Here is a 13,238-nt window from a genome sequence, read left to right on the forward strand (position 1 = left end):
AATAAAATAATCGTTATAAAATAAAGACAACAGATAAAATACATGATAAAATTTTATTTATTATACCAAACTCTTTATTTTATTTATTAGAGGAGGCAGTTGTTGTGCAAAAACTTCTGGAGGGAATTGTAAAATTTAAACGCGGTGACTTTGAAGCGCATCGTGACCTTTTTAAAAATTTAAAAACACAGCAGAAACCACACACTTTGTTTATCACCTGCTCTGATTCCAGAGTGGATCCAAATATGATTACCGGAACTTTGCCGGGAGAATTATTTATCATCCGCAATATTGCAAACTTGGTACCGCCAGAAAGAGAAACTGCAGAATATCTAGCGACTACATCTGCGATTGAATATGCTGTCATTTCTCTCGGGGTAGAAAACATCATCGTTTGTGGACACTCCAATTGCGGTGGATGTGCCGCCTGTCTAAATCCATCTAGTAAATTAACACAAATGCCACATACTGAAAAATGGCTGGAATTAACGCATCCAGTTCGAGATCGCATCCTCGCAGAAGTCCCCGAAAACAATCCAGAAGTCCGGCAATGGATGATGGAGCAGGCAAATGTAGTCGAGCAATTGAAACATCTTATGACCTATCAATATATCTATGATAAAGTGTTACAAGGAAAATTGATGATCAGCGGCTGGCACTACATTATCGAAACAGGTGAAGTTTTTATTCACGATAGAACCACAGGAGAATTTATCCTAGCGAATCCGTGAGATAATACTTACGCATCCGTTGCATATATGAAATTTTTCATACATTCCAGTATTTCCTTGACATAATAAAATGGAGCATCGCACTAAGATGCGGCACTCCATTTTCGTACTTGGCCTTTTCCGGAAAAACACGTTCCGAAGGATGAAAAAAGATCGACTTACGTAAAGAAATCCGTTTGTTTGAACGAAGTGAGTTCAGGATTTTAGTAAGTCGATCTTTTTTCAAGTTTTTTGAAGGTTTGTAGCCTAGAGTTTTTGTTTCTTTACTATGAAAACCTCTTCTATATCCTAGAAAAAGGACGCACAAAGACAAGCCCTATAATTCAGGACAAAAAATATCGTATATAGACAATCAGGTTGTAGCTGTGGTGGGGCGCTCCCAACCCAAAGCCGCTAATTTCTTCAAATAGGATTGTATTTTCTTCTCTCGGTTAAATTGATTGTAATATTCCGAACCTAACTCTCGATAAGGAACTTTTGCTTTTAGTATGTAGTAAATAGCGATTAGTATGGAATGAGCCACAGCTACGGCGGCTCTGCTTTTTCCTCTTCGCGCTGCAATCCGTTGATATTGAGCTGAAAAAAAGCTTCCCTTCGTCTTTTGCGCAGCCTTAGCACATTGTACTAACATAGCTTTTAATGTTGTATTTCCATGCGTAGTTTTTCCACTCTTTCGTTTCCCTGCACTCTCATGGTTACCTGGCGCCACACCAGCCCAAGAACTAATATGTCTTTCGGTTGGAAACCGATTCATATTTAATCCGATTTCCGCTAAGATTGTTTCTGCACTGATTCTCCCAACACCCGGTATTTCATCTATGGCTGCGATGGCTTCTTCATATTTGTTCAAGTAGTCTTTGATTAGTTTGTCCATATCTTCGATACGTTTTGTCATATCGTCAATATGATCCAAGACATTACGAAGCAATCTGCGTTGCAAGGGCGAAATAATTCCATCAACGCAAGCCATGATTTCATTGAGTTTAGCGTGCATACTAGGATGAAGCAGCCTTAAAATCTCGTCTTCATCAAGCTTTTTATCTTGGACAATGCTTTCCAAAAGTCGCCTGGAACTCTTGCCGTTGATGGCACTTACTACACTGGATAGTTTCACATTGGCTCCTTCTAGCATTTTCTGCAATCGGTTCAGCTCTCGGCTTCGCTCATCAATCAAGCTCTTGCGATAGCGAGAGATTTCCCGTAGTTCCCGTTGTTCACGGTCTGGAATATAGCTTGCTTTTAGTAACCCATGTCGAAGAAGATCGGCAATCCATTCTGCATCTTTGACGTCGGTCTTACGACCAGGCAAAGCTTTCATGTGCTGGGCATTTACTACCATGGCATTGAGATCGGAAAGCTCAAAGATATTGTACAATGGTTTCCAGTAGGAAGCGGTACTTTCCATGGCAATCATTTGACAACCGGCGTCAACTAACCAAGCTGATAAATCTCTCAGTTCTTTTGTCGTTGTACCAAACTGACGAAGTTGCTGCTTTCCACCACAGATTAGACAGGCAACTATCATCTTTTTGTGTACATCAATCCCACAACAACGCTCATAAGTTATGTCCACAATACCATCCCCTTGTAGATAAAATATGGCGTGACTTCCTGTAAGTTATTACTTTACTACACGTCCTTTCGCCCGAAGGGGCTGGACAATATGTGGTGCAAGCAGGAAATCATATCAATTTTGGGGTCGAGTTCTTGACTCAAAAAGAATCGACCTTATGCCATACTTTAATTATACATCATTGTTTTCGTTCATGGTGATGCTACCGCTTGCGTTGCATCTTATTTTGGGGCAATGCCAAAAGAAAAGCATGGGGTTTAGGGATACATTAATATTTTTACAAATAACATTTTAGTGTGACAGCCTTTTTTAACTGCGTAAAAGTCTTTCCTACAAGCACAGTTATAGAAACATTTTCGTATTGCAATTGATTTGCAATACGTCTCCCTCTGCTATTACATATCCTTCCCATTAGACGCAATTACTTGCGCATACCAATCAAAAGAATCTTTTTTGCTTCGTTTCAATGTTCCCTTTCCTTCATTATCGCGATCAACATAAATAAAGCCATAACGTTTTTGCATTTCAGCAGTTCCGGCACTCACGATATCAATAGGACCCCAATAAGTATATCCCATAACATCGACCCCATCTTTGATCGCTTCTTTAATTGCCTGAACATGCCGTTTCACGTAATCAATTCTATACGTATCATGGATAAGGCCATCTTTATCTGGAATATCAATCTGCCCCAGTCCGTTTTCCACAACAAATAAAGGAATCTGGTAACGATCATATAATTCATTTAAGGTAAAGCGCAGTCCCAATGGGTCAATCTGCCATCCCCACGGTGTTGTTTCCAAGTAAGGATTTGGCGTGCCCTGGTCTCCTCCCGTATCACCATAAAATGGTTGGCCGTATTCATGTGTGGAAGTACGGTAATAACTAAAACCTAAATAGTCGGCAGTATACGCTTTCAAAATCGCCGCATCGTCTGGTTGTGTTTCAATTTCTACGCCAGCTTCAGCCCAAATTCTTGCCATGTAATTTGGGTAAGCTCCACGAATCATCACATCGCCAAATAGTAAAGACTGCCTGCGCAACTCCATTGTTTCAAATACATCTTGGGGATTACAAGTATGCGGATAGACGTTGCTAAGAGAAAGCATACAGCCAATTTTAGCATCTGGGCAAAGTTCGTGACAAAGTTTAATCGCCAAACTATTGGCAACAAACATATGATGGCTTGCCTGGTAAACTACCTGTTGCTCATTTTCTCCTTCTTTAAAGAAAATACCACCTGCTGCACCTGGCATACGGCGCATATTATTAATCTCATTGAAAGTAAGCCAGTATTTTACTTTTTTCTCATAACGCCGAAAGACGGTTTCACAATACCGTAAAAAGAACGCAATCAGTTTCCGGTTTCGCCAGCTTCCGTATTTCTCTACTAAATGCAACGGCATTTCATAATGGCTCAGTGTGATAATCGGTTGTATTCCACAACGCTCCATCTCATCAAAAAGATCATCATAAAATTGCAGACCGGCTTCATTTGGCTGCTCGTCATCCCCATTTGGATAAATACGCGACCAATTGATCGAAGTTCGAAATACTTTAAAATTCATTTCTTGCATTAAAGCCAGATCTTCTTTGTATCTATGGTAAAAATCAATCGCTTCATGTGTAGGATAAAATTTATCCGGATCGATGACAACGTCATGCTGATGCTTAATTCCGTGCGCAAAACCAGCCGAGATATCCAAGCCTTTGCCATCTTCAAGATAAGCACCTTCCGCTTGATTTGCGGCAATAGCGCCCCCCCATAAAAACTCTTGGGGAAATTCAGTTCTCATTTTTTTCATAATCCATTCTCTCCATCATTTTTATAGATATTAAAATTTTTTTAGCCGATAGATTTATAACAAACCTATTATTCTACAACTTCCAGCAACTTTAGGTTCTTTTCCATGTTACCGGTTTGACACAGTTTTACCTGCGTATAATCGGCACTATTTGTAAGAAGTAAAATAACCACAGAATCATAACCTTCCGCTTTGATATTCTCAAGATCGGCTGTCATAAGCAACTGTCCCTGTTGAATTTGATCGCCTTCGTTTACATGCAGAGAAAATCCTTGCCCGTTTAATTTTACTGTATCGATTCCAACATGAATAAGCAATTCCATACCATCGTCACTGGTAATTCCAATGGCATGCTTGCTAGCGGCCACCATTGTAATTTTACCGTTTATTGGTGCATAGATCTTTCCATCTTCTGATTGAATGCCACATCCCTGGCCTAGAATCCCTTGTGAAAACATGGGATCTTGAATATCCTCCAGCTTTACGATCTGTCCAGCTGTTGGTGACATGATAGCTTTTGCTTCCTTCGATGGTTCAACAACACTGGACTCTTCCGAAAAATGATCACTGATATCATTTTCATCAAATCCCAGAGACATCGTCACGATAGTGGCCACCACAATCGTGACAATAATCCCTGCTATAATAGCCAGTATGGTTTGCTGAAAAATCGGAATAGCCAATAAGGTCGAATATCCGTATACATAAGCGGTCGCTCCCAAGAATCCTGCGACAATACCACCCGCAGCTCCACCGGCCATAACGCCATACATCGGGCGTTTCAACCGAAGATTGATGCCATAGATCGCTGGTTCTGAAACGCCAGCAATAATACAACCAAACGCAAGACTAAAACATTCCGCTTTTAATTTCTTTCTTTTTGTTTTTAAACCGACACCGATACACGCACCGCCTTCTGCCATATTATGCAAAAGATACGCCGGACGAAAAAGCACATCATAGCCGGGATTGGCAATCGCTTGTACCATAAATGGTGTTACTGCATGGTGCATGCCCGTCATAACCAGCCACGGCATACAAGCGGCTAAAAAACCAACGGCAACGCCACCAAAATGAGCAGATGGCCAAAGAAAAATATTGACCAAATAGCCGCCAGCGAAATCACCAAGCGGGCCTAATATTGTTATGCCTAATGTATATGAGATCACAATAGTTCCCATTCCGACAAGAACAGGGCGAATGATGCCTGGAATAATCTTTACTAACATCTTTTCGCAATACCAAGCACAAATACTAATCAATAAAGCCGGCAACAATGTGCTGCTGTATTTTACGGCCATGATCGGCATACCAAAAACGGCTACCGCCTCACTACCGGCACTAAATAATTTAACGAAACCCGGATATACTAGCCCGGCAGTTGCCACCATAGCATAGATCGGAGTTGCCCCCAGTTTTTTTGCCGCACCAAACGCTATAAATACCGGCATAAAATAAAAAGGAACATCTGCAAGAATACCTAATAAAGTATAGGTTTGCGAACTGCCGAAAGGTTTCCACGCCAAAGTAATAAGCAGCAGAAATACCTTAAGCATACCACCGGCAACCAGTCCGGGAATCATTGGCGTTACAGCAGCTGAAACGAAGCTAATGATCTTGCCAAAAGCTTCCTTTACAGAGCTTACCTTCGGGCTAGAAGCATCATTTACATTTGTATGATCATTATGTTCATCATATAAATTCATAGTTTCATTATAAATGGGCAAAAGATTTTTACCTAAAACGATTTGCAGTTCATCATTGACATAGATAACGCCAATAACTTCTTTCATTGCTTTTATTGATTCTTGTTTTACAATGGATTTTTCTTTTATAAAAATTCTTAAACGTGTCGTACAATGCGTTATACTAGAAATATTTTCTTTGTTCCCGCAATATACAATAATTTGTTGTGCAATTTTTGCATAATCCATAAGAATTTTGCCGCCTTTCCTTTACCTTGTTGTGATTTATCTTTCCACCAAAGTAGCTTTACTGCGCAGTTATAGTTTCATAGTATAGGAAGCAAACCCTTTATTCAATAAATCCGGCGACGATTGTATTATTTCTTCATACTTCTTAATAAAACTTATCATATTTTGCAATCTATATTGCAAAAATATTTCTATAATTCTTACAATTTATATTTTATAGTGTTTTTCTATGTGCCATTCGTTTCTTTTCATCCATATGTTATAATGAAAAATATGCTATATGATAGATACATTTGTCCGTCCATATATAAAACTGATAGGAAAGAGTAAATTTTATGATTCTTGAGCAGGCAAACTGTAAAAACAACTTAACAAAGACCGAAAATAAAATTTTTAAATTTATACAGGACTACCCACGTATTGTCATTAATTTATCTTTGGAGGAACTAAGCAGAGAATGCTTTATTTCGCAGGCATCTATCATTCGTCTATGTAAAAAACTTGGCACAAAAGGATTCGCAGATTTTAAAATTAAGCTTGCCTCCGAACTAAGCACATTTGCGTTAGCATCTCAACCTATTCTAGCGGACATTCCGATTTCCCCCAATGATCACTGCGAAGAAATTATGAAAGTATTTTATAACCTTTCGTATCGAGCCTTGGAATCCACCTTCAATACGCTCAATGCAAAAGATGTAGAAACAGCGGCTGCATTGCTTGCCAAAGCCGATATTATAAGACTTTATGGTCGCGGCGAATCCCTTATTGTTGCTGAAGATTTCCATTATAAATTACTTCGCCTAGGAATTAATTCAAATCTCGAAACACTAAACGGCTTTCAAGAGGTTACGAGCGGAGATACAAATAAAAAAACAAATACGGTAGCACTTGTTATCTCACAATATTGCAATAGCCGACAGCTCCATTATATAATCGATGAACTGGTGAATTGCAATATTCCGTTCATTTTGCTTACAAGCGCTGAAGATGCATGGCCCTATGATAAACTTGCCAAAATCACGCTGCGTATCCCCTGCTCAGAAAGCCGTCAAAAAATAGGTTCGTTCGCGTCCAGAACGGCAATGCTTTACTTATTGGATTGTATATATGGTCAGCTTTTTGCTTTAGACTATGAAAAAAATCTAAACAAACTAAGCGCGTATTCACGCCGTAAAGAAGAACGTAAATATTATTACAAAGGAAGAGCCGCGGATTAACAGCATCAACTTTTATGACATGCATGAATGACAACTAAATCTCTTAGATAAAATAGAAAAGTTTAAGATGGCTATACAGCTATCTTAAACTTTTTTATTTCTATGTCTTTATTATCATTTTCGTAATGCATAAAAAACTTTTACTGGCATTACACTGGTAATGCCGAAGTAGTTACTTTATAGATAACCCTAATTTTTCAGCTTCCTTCAATCCCGGATTCCCCTCAATATCGCCTGGTTTCCTCACCCCGCCTACAAGCACCTGTCCCAAACTGTTCCAACGGATATGTTTGATGAGTCCATTGTAATAATTTATTACTTCATCAAAACTATACTCCTCTGCTGCCATAAGCAATACACTATCTTTGCGAGGATTCTCATAATTGGGATTACATTCAGCGGCAGCGAACAGACGATCGAACGCTGTGCGGAGCTGCCCACTTAGATTCCAATAATATAACGGAGAAGCCAAAACTACGACATCAGCCTCCATAAAGGCAGGGTAAATTTTGTCCATATCATCTTTCTGGACACATGGACTCGCAGGATTTTTTCCGCCCCCAAAACACCCTTTACAGCCATGAATGTTCATTTTATCCAAAAAGAAAGTTGTGACAATATTCCCCGATGCTTCTGCCCCTTTCGTAAATGCCTCCACTAAGACGGAAGTATTACCATTTTTGCGTGGACTACCGTTTAACACCACAATGTGCTTACTCATACGCGCTCCCCTTTAACTCTATATTGAATTCAATATAACTCTATCACTCATAAGAGAAAATAATCAAGCACGCACATTGATGTAATATACTAACCTATAGGCTAGTGTAAAAAGATTTATGTAAACAGCTACAGAACATATCTACGAACCGTTATCAGAACCTCCTGATCAAATAACCTATGTAAAGCCAATATCCTATAATAAATCAAAATTCGGTCCATCAAAATTGCAACATAACCACATTTTGTTTTTTTCATCCGCATATTCTGCTTTCCAATAATGTGGATCATTCACATTTCTGAATTCAATCCCCTTCAGATCTCGCTGTATCGGGGTCTTAAACGGTTTCTTTAAAAATATCATAATCGAATTCGGATAAGGCCAGTCTCCCTCATAGGCTTCGACTATCTTATTGCCAGCTTTTAATTCCAAATGCAAAATTTCTCTTAGTTTCCCTGAGAATTTATTTACTATTTTTTTATCAATAACCATCATAATCATCTCCTTTCATTAAAACTTGTTATTTTTAATTATATAGGAAAGTCGAAAATTTTGTTTTATTTCATTCGTCTCAATTGATGATAGCGACTAACATTACCTCTCCTTGTCTATGACTTCTATAAATTCATCAATGTAATTAAATTTTTAATTCTTGTAGATCATATTTTTCAATGCTAAAATGAAAAATAATTAAATTTAAAGGAGATTTATGATGATAAAAGTAATTGCCTCAAGCGTTATAAAAGAAAATCATTTATCTGATGCGCTACATCTTTATCAATTGTTGGTGAAAGAAACAGTAAAAGAGCAGGGCTGTATTTCCTATGAGTTATTTCAAGAAGTCGGCAATCCAAACAGACTCACCTTAATTGAAGAATGGGAAGATCAAACGGCCCTACACCGCCACACACAAACCCCTCACTTTATAGATTTAGTTAAAAAACTAGCATTGTATGAAGAAGAGTTACCTGTTCTAATTTATAAAAAGCTATTTTAACTCTCCACATATACAAGACGAGCACAGTTAATCTAAACACACTGAAGAACAAATTATTCAAATGTTAGGGAGTGTAAAATAATCTGTGTAAGTATAAAACTTGCACAGATTATTTTAATATTGGATAATAAAAAATATTAAACACGAAAAGGACGAAAAAATGGCTAGAAAAAACTCTGAACAAGAACAGCTTGCCCAAGAAATTATTGCAAAATATCAACCAAAATCTGTCGNGTTATTACTAAATGAGAGTTTTTTGTTTCATCAATAACCATATTAACTATTTTCTGTTTTTCCAAATCATCAATTCTTTCAGATTCATATGGAGGTTCCCACTTTTTTATTGAGTCTTTATAAGCAACGAAGCCACCGATAAGTAATTCTCCCTTGATTTTAACGATTTTACCTCCAATTTCGACTTTTATATAGGAGCTTGTCCCTGTTATCTTCATATTGACTACTTCCTTTCAAATCTCAAAGTTTCAAGTCCAGTTTTCGAATAAACTATGGTTATTTTAATTACTTTATGACTGAATTACCCGAGGAAGGCTATGTCCTTGTTTACTTCTATCTCTTTATTTAAGGCATCTATTATTAAATCATAATACGAAAATCGATATTTCTCCATCCCCTTATCATGTGAATCAAAATTCACATTACTTTAGTTTTTATAGATAAATATCGATATAGTATGTATAGACGGAATTATAGCCAAACAGCAAGACAGACATTTAGTATGGTGTTGATGTATTGTTTATTGAATATCCAAAGGACAATAAAACTAGTAAAAACTAACTAAGGAGGTGTTGAAATGAGCATAACTTCTATTGTAAGCAGTGAATATAACAACCAAAGTTCTAGAACTACGAGTAATAGTTTAATAAAAAAATATGCTGCTTCGAATTCTTCTACTGCTACAGCTAAAACTGATTCTCTGGAAATTTCATCAGAAGCCTATGAAATGCAGGAAAATTCTAAAAAGATGAGTGCAACTTCTGGTAAAGATACGCTCGGAATAACAAAGGGGACTGGTGATGATTCATACGTAGTTCATCTTTATGATGGCGCTATGGTAAGTAGGGCTATATCAAGAGGATATATTACGGTAAATGGTACGGACATACATTTAACTGATGATGTGAAAAAGGAACTAACCGCAGTAGATAAACAGGCACAAGCTAAGCGAGAGACCGCATATAACAAATATATCATGCAACACGAAATGGCAGTCGCCAAACAACAGAGTGAATCATTGAAACATGCCTTTGATTTCGATGAGAATTTGCTTTTATTATTAGGGTTGAAGAAAAACGAAGATACGATGAGTGATGACAGGCCTAAAGAGGGTGTCAACTGGTCACAGTTCGAGTGGAAATATTATGAGACCACTATGGATATTTCAATGAACGGTACTCCTAAAATACAAGGCATACAGGAAAACGAAATTATTTTGAATAAAGCTAAATAATTTTCAGCATTGAGCCTAAATATAAAAAAACTACCGCACAATTTCTTCAATATTCTTTTGATTTACTTCACCATAGAATGGATTTCATTACTAATGATACTAAGTAATCTATAGCCGCAATATAAATCATCAAGTTAAAAACGATTACAATCATGATCATGATCGTGTAACGCCAAATCGGTAAAACACTATATTCAACATTTGTTCGGCAGACTTCATCCCAATAGGTATTTCCTGTTTTTATCAAACTATTTTTAGATACCCACATTGCAATAAAAGAGACAAAAGGAATGTATAAAAACACGCCTTTTATCCACACCAATAAAGTACGTCTGAGAGCTTGATTAAAGGTAGGATTGTCTCCTTTGCAATTTTTCACCTTTATGTTACCAATCCATTTTCCAGGTGTTTTCCCGAAAAAGGAAATAAACATAGACTCAACAAGAATTATGCATACTCCAATTATCAATAATCTAATGAAAGGATAATTTTCAATACACATAAGACCATTCCATAAGATCATGCGAATAAATAAAAAAAATATAATGAAATCAAAGTTGCGAACCCAAAATCGTACCCATGGTTTTAATTGCTGCATATCTTTATCCATCTAATCCTCTCCCTACAAACATTTTTACTTGAATACTTGCCGGCCTTTTTTCGATAAATTATTATTATTCCCGTAGTAAGTATATGTCGTCTTGAGAATGATTGTCAACATCGCGACAAAAAGAACAAAAAGCCCATAGAGAGCAATACTCTATGGGCTTTCATAATCTAGTTAAGTGAAATATTGATTTAATATCCATGCAAAACCATCATCTTGAATATGCGGGACAAGGGGACAGGTTTGCTGTCTCTCTACAATCTAGCGATTACACTTTTAGAAATTCCAGTTATCCTTGCTAATTGTCTGATTGTTATTCCCTCTTTTTCTTTGACATTCAGGATTACACTATCTCGTTGTTCTTTTCTTAACTGTTGTAATTGACTAATCGTCCTTATTCCCATTTCACTTAAATATTTCTTTACTTCTTGATCGGTTACAATCACTCTTTCTCTACAATCCAAACATTCATCCGCATTGCTTTCATTTGTATACTCTATAAATAATTTTATCGCTTCTGTTTTGTTATTTGAAAAATATTTCAACGCATACTCTATATCTGCAATCCCTTTCATACCGACATAATTATTATAACTACTCCACAGATATTTACCTATATTTTTGCTAATTCCTGCTTTTACCGGATTCTGATGAATATATCTTAAAACCATAAGAAAATATTCATCTGTCTCGACTACTTCACTCTTATATCTTTCTTGAAACAAATGTCCACATCTTTGATATTTTTGATTATACCAATATACATAGCTACTACTGATTCGTTTTATCACTTGGTCTATTGTTTCTTTATTCTCTTTTATCAGTAAATGAACATGGTTGTCCATTAAACAATATCCATATAGCGTATAACCGCTCAAATTTTTATAATGTGCAAGTGTTTCTAAAAATCTTTGTTTGTCTTCTTCATCTTCAAACATATTTTGTTTATTAATTCCCCTACACATCAGATGATAGATTCCTGTTTCACTTTTTGCTCGCGCTTTTCTCGGCATAATATCACCTCGATATTAGTATATCATCTTTTTATTTTTGGGACAGCAAACCTGTCCACCTTGTCCCTCTTTCGAAATTTCTGGACAATGCAAAAAGGCCAACAGACTTTTACATCTGTTGGCCTCATTGGTGCTATTCAGTTTCTCCCTCGCAAAGCTTCATCAGGGACAGTTGCATCATTGATGCTACGACGGTACTGCCGCTACTTTAGGAACATTTTGGGTGACTGACTGCAGAATTATTATTATGCAGTCAATTTTGGTATTACTTTTTTCGAAAGCACTTATGTGATTTATGATGTTGACTTCAGAATCATAAATCCACACATTTCTGCAGTGAGTTAGGTCAGCTTTTTGCAGTGACTTATGAAATCACTTACTGAATTTTGCAATTTCATCTGGAGGAAGCACTATCTGTGCTTTCGTGTTACCGTTTTCATCGACAAATTCAACTTCGTAAGCTTCATTTGGCTCTGTATACACCATTACGATAGCCCCAATGTCTCCTCTTTTTACTCCTTCATTCTCATAATCTCTCAATAGTACGACCGTGTCATACTCTGCAAATTTCATCCTGCATCACCTTACTTTACATATATTGTAGTCATTTCGGGAGTAGTTGATCCTGGCTTAAATATCCATCCAGTTCTCACTGTTGCTGTATTTCCATTTGGTCCAGTTATCTGCATATCAACAGTGTACCTTTGACCATATTGGTCAGCTTTTCCGAGAATCGCTTCACTCTGAGGCAATTTTTCTTGCACTTGTTTCATCAGCGCATCAGCATTAGATTTGTTATATCCCAAAGCACTCTCAAATACTTTTGCCTTATTACCACCTACAGGATGTTCTGGATTAAGTGCATAATCCGTCAACTTCCTTGGGTCAATTTTTGCACTCTCCATGTTTGGCAATGGATTCTTTGCTACAGCTTTACTCGCCCCATTACTAGAGAAAATTTTACTAAAATCCTTTGAGAAGTTATATGCACCATTTGCAGTGGCACCTGCAGCATAAGCGGTCACGGTAGCTCCTGCTATTGCACCTACTCCTGTAGGCGATATAATAATGGTTCCTCCTGCTCCAGTTATGGTTACTAAAGTACCACCTACGACAAATGCTACATCTCCTAATGTTTTACCTACATAATACATTGGACTGTCAACAGTTTT

13 protein-coding genes and 1 pseudogene are annotated in these 13,238 nt (G+C 37.2%); 4 read left to right on the plus strand and 10 right to left on the minus strand.

Translation table 11 applies throughout. From position 1 onward, the window contains the following. The first annotated feature begins 104 nt into the window (after positions 1-104). Positions 105-731: a carbonic anhydrase gene (locus tag BN6559_RS06235; RefSeq protein ID WP_110953916.1), complete on the plus strand. Its 627-nt coding sequence runs from the start codon at positions 105-107 to the stop codon at positions 729-731. 352 nt (positions 732-1,083) lie between these two features. Here BN6559_RS06235 and BN6559_RS06240 read toward each other — a convergent pair whose 3' ends face one another. The 3 genes from BN6559_RS06240 to BN6559_RS06250 all read right to left on the minus strand — a co-directional run bounded on the left by BN6559_RS06240 (position 1,084) and on the right by BN6559_RS06250 (position 6,043). Next, the gene (locus BN6559_RS06240) at positions 1,084-2,304 is read right to left on the minus strand and encodes an IS110 family RNA-guided transposase (RefSeq protein ID WP_110953917.1); all 1,221 of its coding nucleotides are present in this window, start codon (positions 2,302-2,304) and stop codon (positions 1,084-1,086) included. A gap of 395 nt (positions 2,305-2,699) precedes the next feature. Continuing rightward, positions 2,700-4,109, minus strand: a complete 1,410-nt coding sequence (gene ascB / locus BN6559_RS06245; RefSeq protein ID WP_199883791.1) for a 6-phospho-beta-glucosidase — start codon at positions 4,107-4,109, stop codon at positions 2,700-2,702. Positions 4,110-4,177: 68 nt separating this feature from the next. Then, positions 4,178-6,043, minus strand: coding sequence for a glucose PTS transporter subunit IIA (locus tag BN6559_RS06250; RefSeq protein ID WP_110953918.1), 1,866 nt, complete (start codon positions 6,041-6,043; stop codon positions 4,178-4,180). 335 nt (positions 6,044-6,378) lie between these two features. Here BN6559_RS06250 and BN6559_RS06255 point away from each other — a divergent pair, with 335 nt between their 5' ends. Continuing rightward, positions 6,379-7,260: a MurR/RpiR family transcriptional regulator gene (locus BN6559_RS06255; RefSeq protein ID WP_110953919.1), complete on the plus strand. Its 882-nt coding sequence runs from the start codon at positions 6,379-6,381 to the stop codon at positions 7,258-7,260. 172 nt (positions 7,261-7,432) lie between these two features. Here the strand turns inward: BN6559_RS06255 and BN6559_RS06260 are convergent, their stop codons facing one another. Beyond that, on the minus strand, positions 7,433-7,981 hold the full coding sequence (locus BN6559_RS06260) for a flavodoxin family protein (RefSeq protein WP_110953920.1): 549 nt from the start codon (positions 7,979-7,981) through the stop codon (positions 7,433-7,435). A 195-nt stretch (positions 7,982-8,176) separates the two neighbouring features. Continuing rightward, positions 8,177-8,476 (minus strand): hypothetical protein, encoded by a 300-nt coding sequence (locus BN6559_RS06265; RefSeq protein WP_199883792.1) that lies wholly within the window; start codon positions 8,474-8,476, stop codon positions 8,177-8,179. A gap of 214 nt (positions 8,477-8,690) precedes the next feature. Here BN6559_RS06265 and BN6559_RS06270 point away from each other — a divergent pair, with 214 nt between their 5' ends. Continuing rightward, the gene (locus BN6559_RS06270; protein ID WP_110953922.1) at positions 8,691-8,978 is read left to right on the plus strand and encodes a putative quinol monooxygenase; all 288 of its coding nucleotides are present in this window, start codon (positions 8,691-8,693) and stop codon (positions 8,976-8,978) included. A 296-nt stretch (positions 8,979-9,274) separates the two neighbouring features. Here BN6559_RS06270 and BN6559_RS19855 read toward each other — a convergent pair. Further along, a pseudogene (locus BN6559_RS19855) lies at positions 9,275-9,430 on the minus strand (Imm74 family immunity protein); the annotation flags it as partial. Between the two features lie 359 nt (positions 9,431-9,789). Here BN6559_RS19855 and BN6559_RS06280 point away from each other — a divergent pair. Next, positions 9,790-10,446, plus strand: a complete 657-nt coding sequence (locus BN6559_RS06280) for a hypothetical protein (protein ID WP_110953924.1) — start codon at positions 9,790-9,792, stop codon at positions 10,444-10,446. Between the two features lie 67 nt (positions 10,447-10,513). Here BN6559_RS06280 and BN6559_RS06285 read toward each other — a convergent pair whose 3' ends face one another. The 4 genes from BN6559_RS06285 to BN6559_RS19215 form a co-directional block, all read right to left on the minus strand. After that, positions 10,514-11,056, minus strand: a complete 543-nt coding sequence (locus BN6559_RS06285; protein ID WP_110953925.1) for an RDD family protein — start codon at positions 11,054-11,056, stop codon at positions 10,514-10,516. A gap of 251 nt (positions 11,057-11,307) precedes the next feature. Continuing rightward, positions 11,308-12,066, minus strand: coding sequence for a transposase (locus BN6559_RS06290; RefSeq protein WP_110953926.1), 759 nt, complete (start codon positions 12,064-12,066; stop codon positions 11,308-11,310). 372 nt (positions 12,067-12,438) lie between these two features. After that, entirely contained in the window at positions 12,439-12,639 is a 201-nt protein-coding gene (locus tag BN6559_RS06295; protein ID WP_110953927.1) for a DUF4926 domain-containing protein, read from the minus strand. An 11-nt stretch (positions 12,640-12,650) separates the two neighbouring features. After that, positions 12,651-13,220 carry a DUF6883 domain-containing protein gene (locus BN6559_RS19215; RefSeq protein WP_199883793.1) on the minus strand — a complete coding sequence of 190 codons (570 nt, stop codon included), beginning with the start codon at positions 13,218-13,220 and terminating at the stop codon, positions 12,651-12,653. Between the last annotated feature and the right edge of the window lie 18 nt (positions 13,221-13,238).

Source organism: Massilibacillus massiliensis (assembly GCF_900086705.1).
GTDB lineage: Bacteria > Bacillota > Negativicutes > FLKF01 > FLKF01 > Massilibacillus > Massilibacillus massiliensis.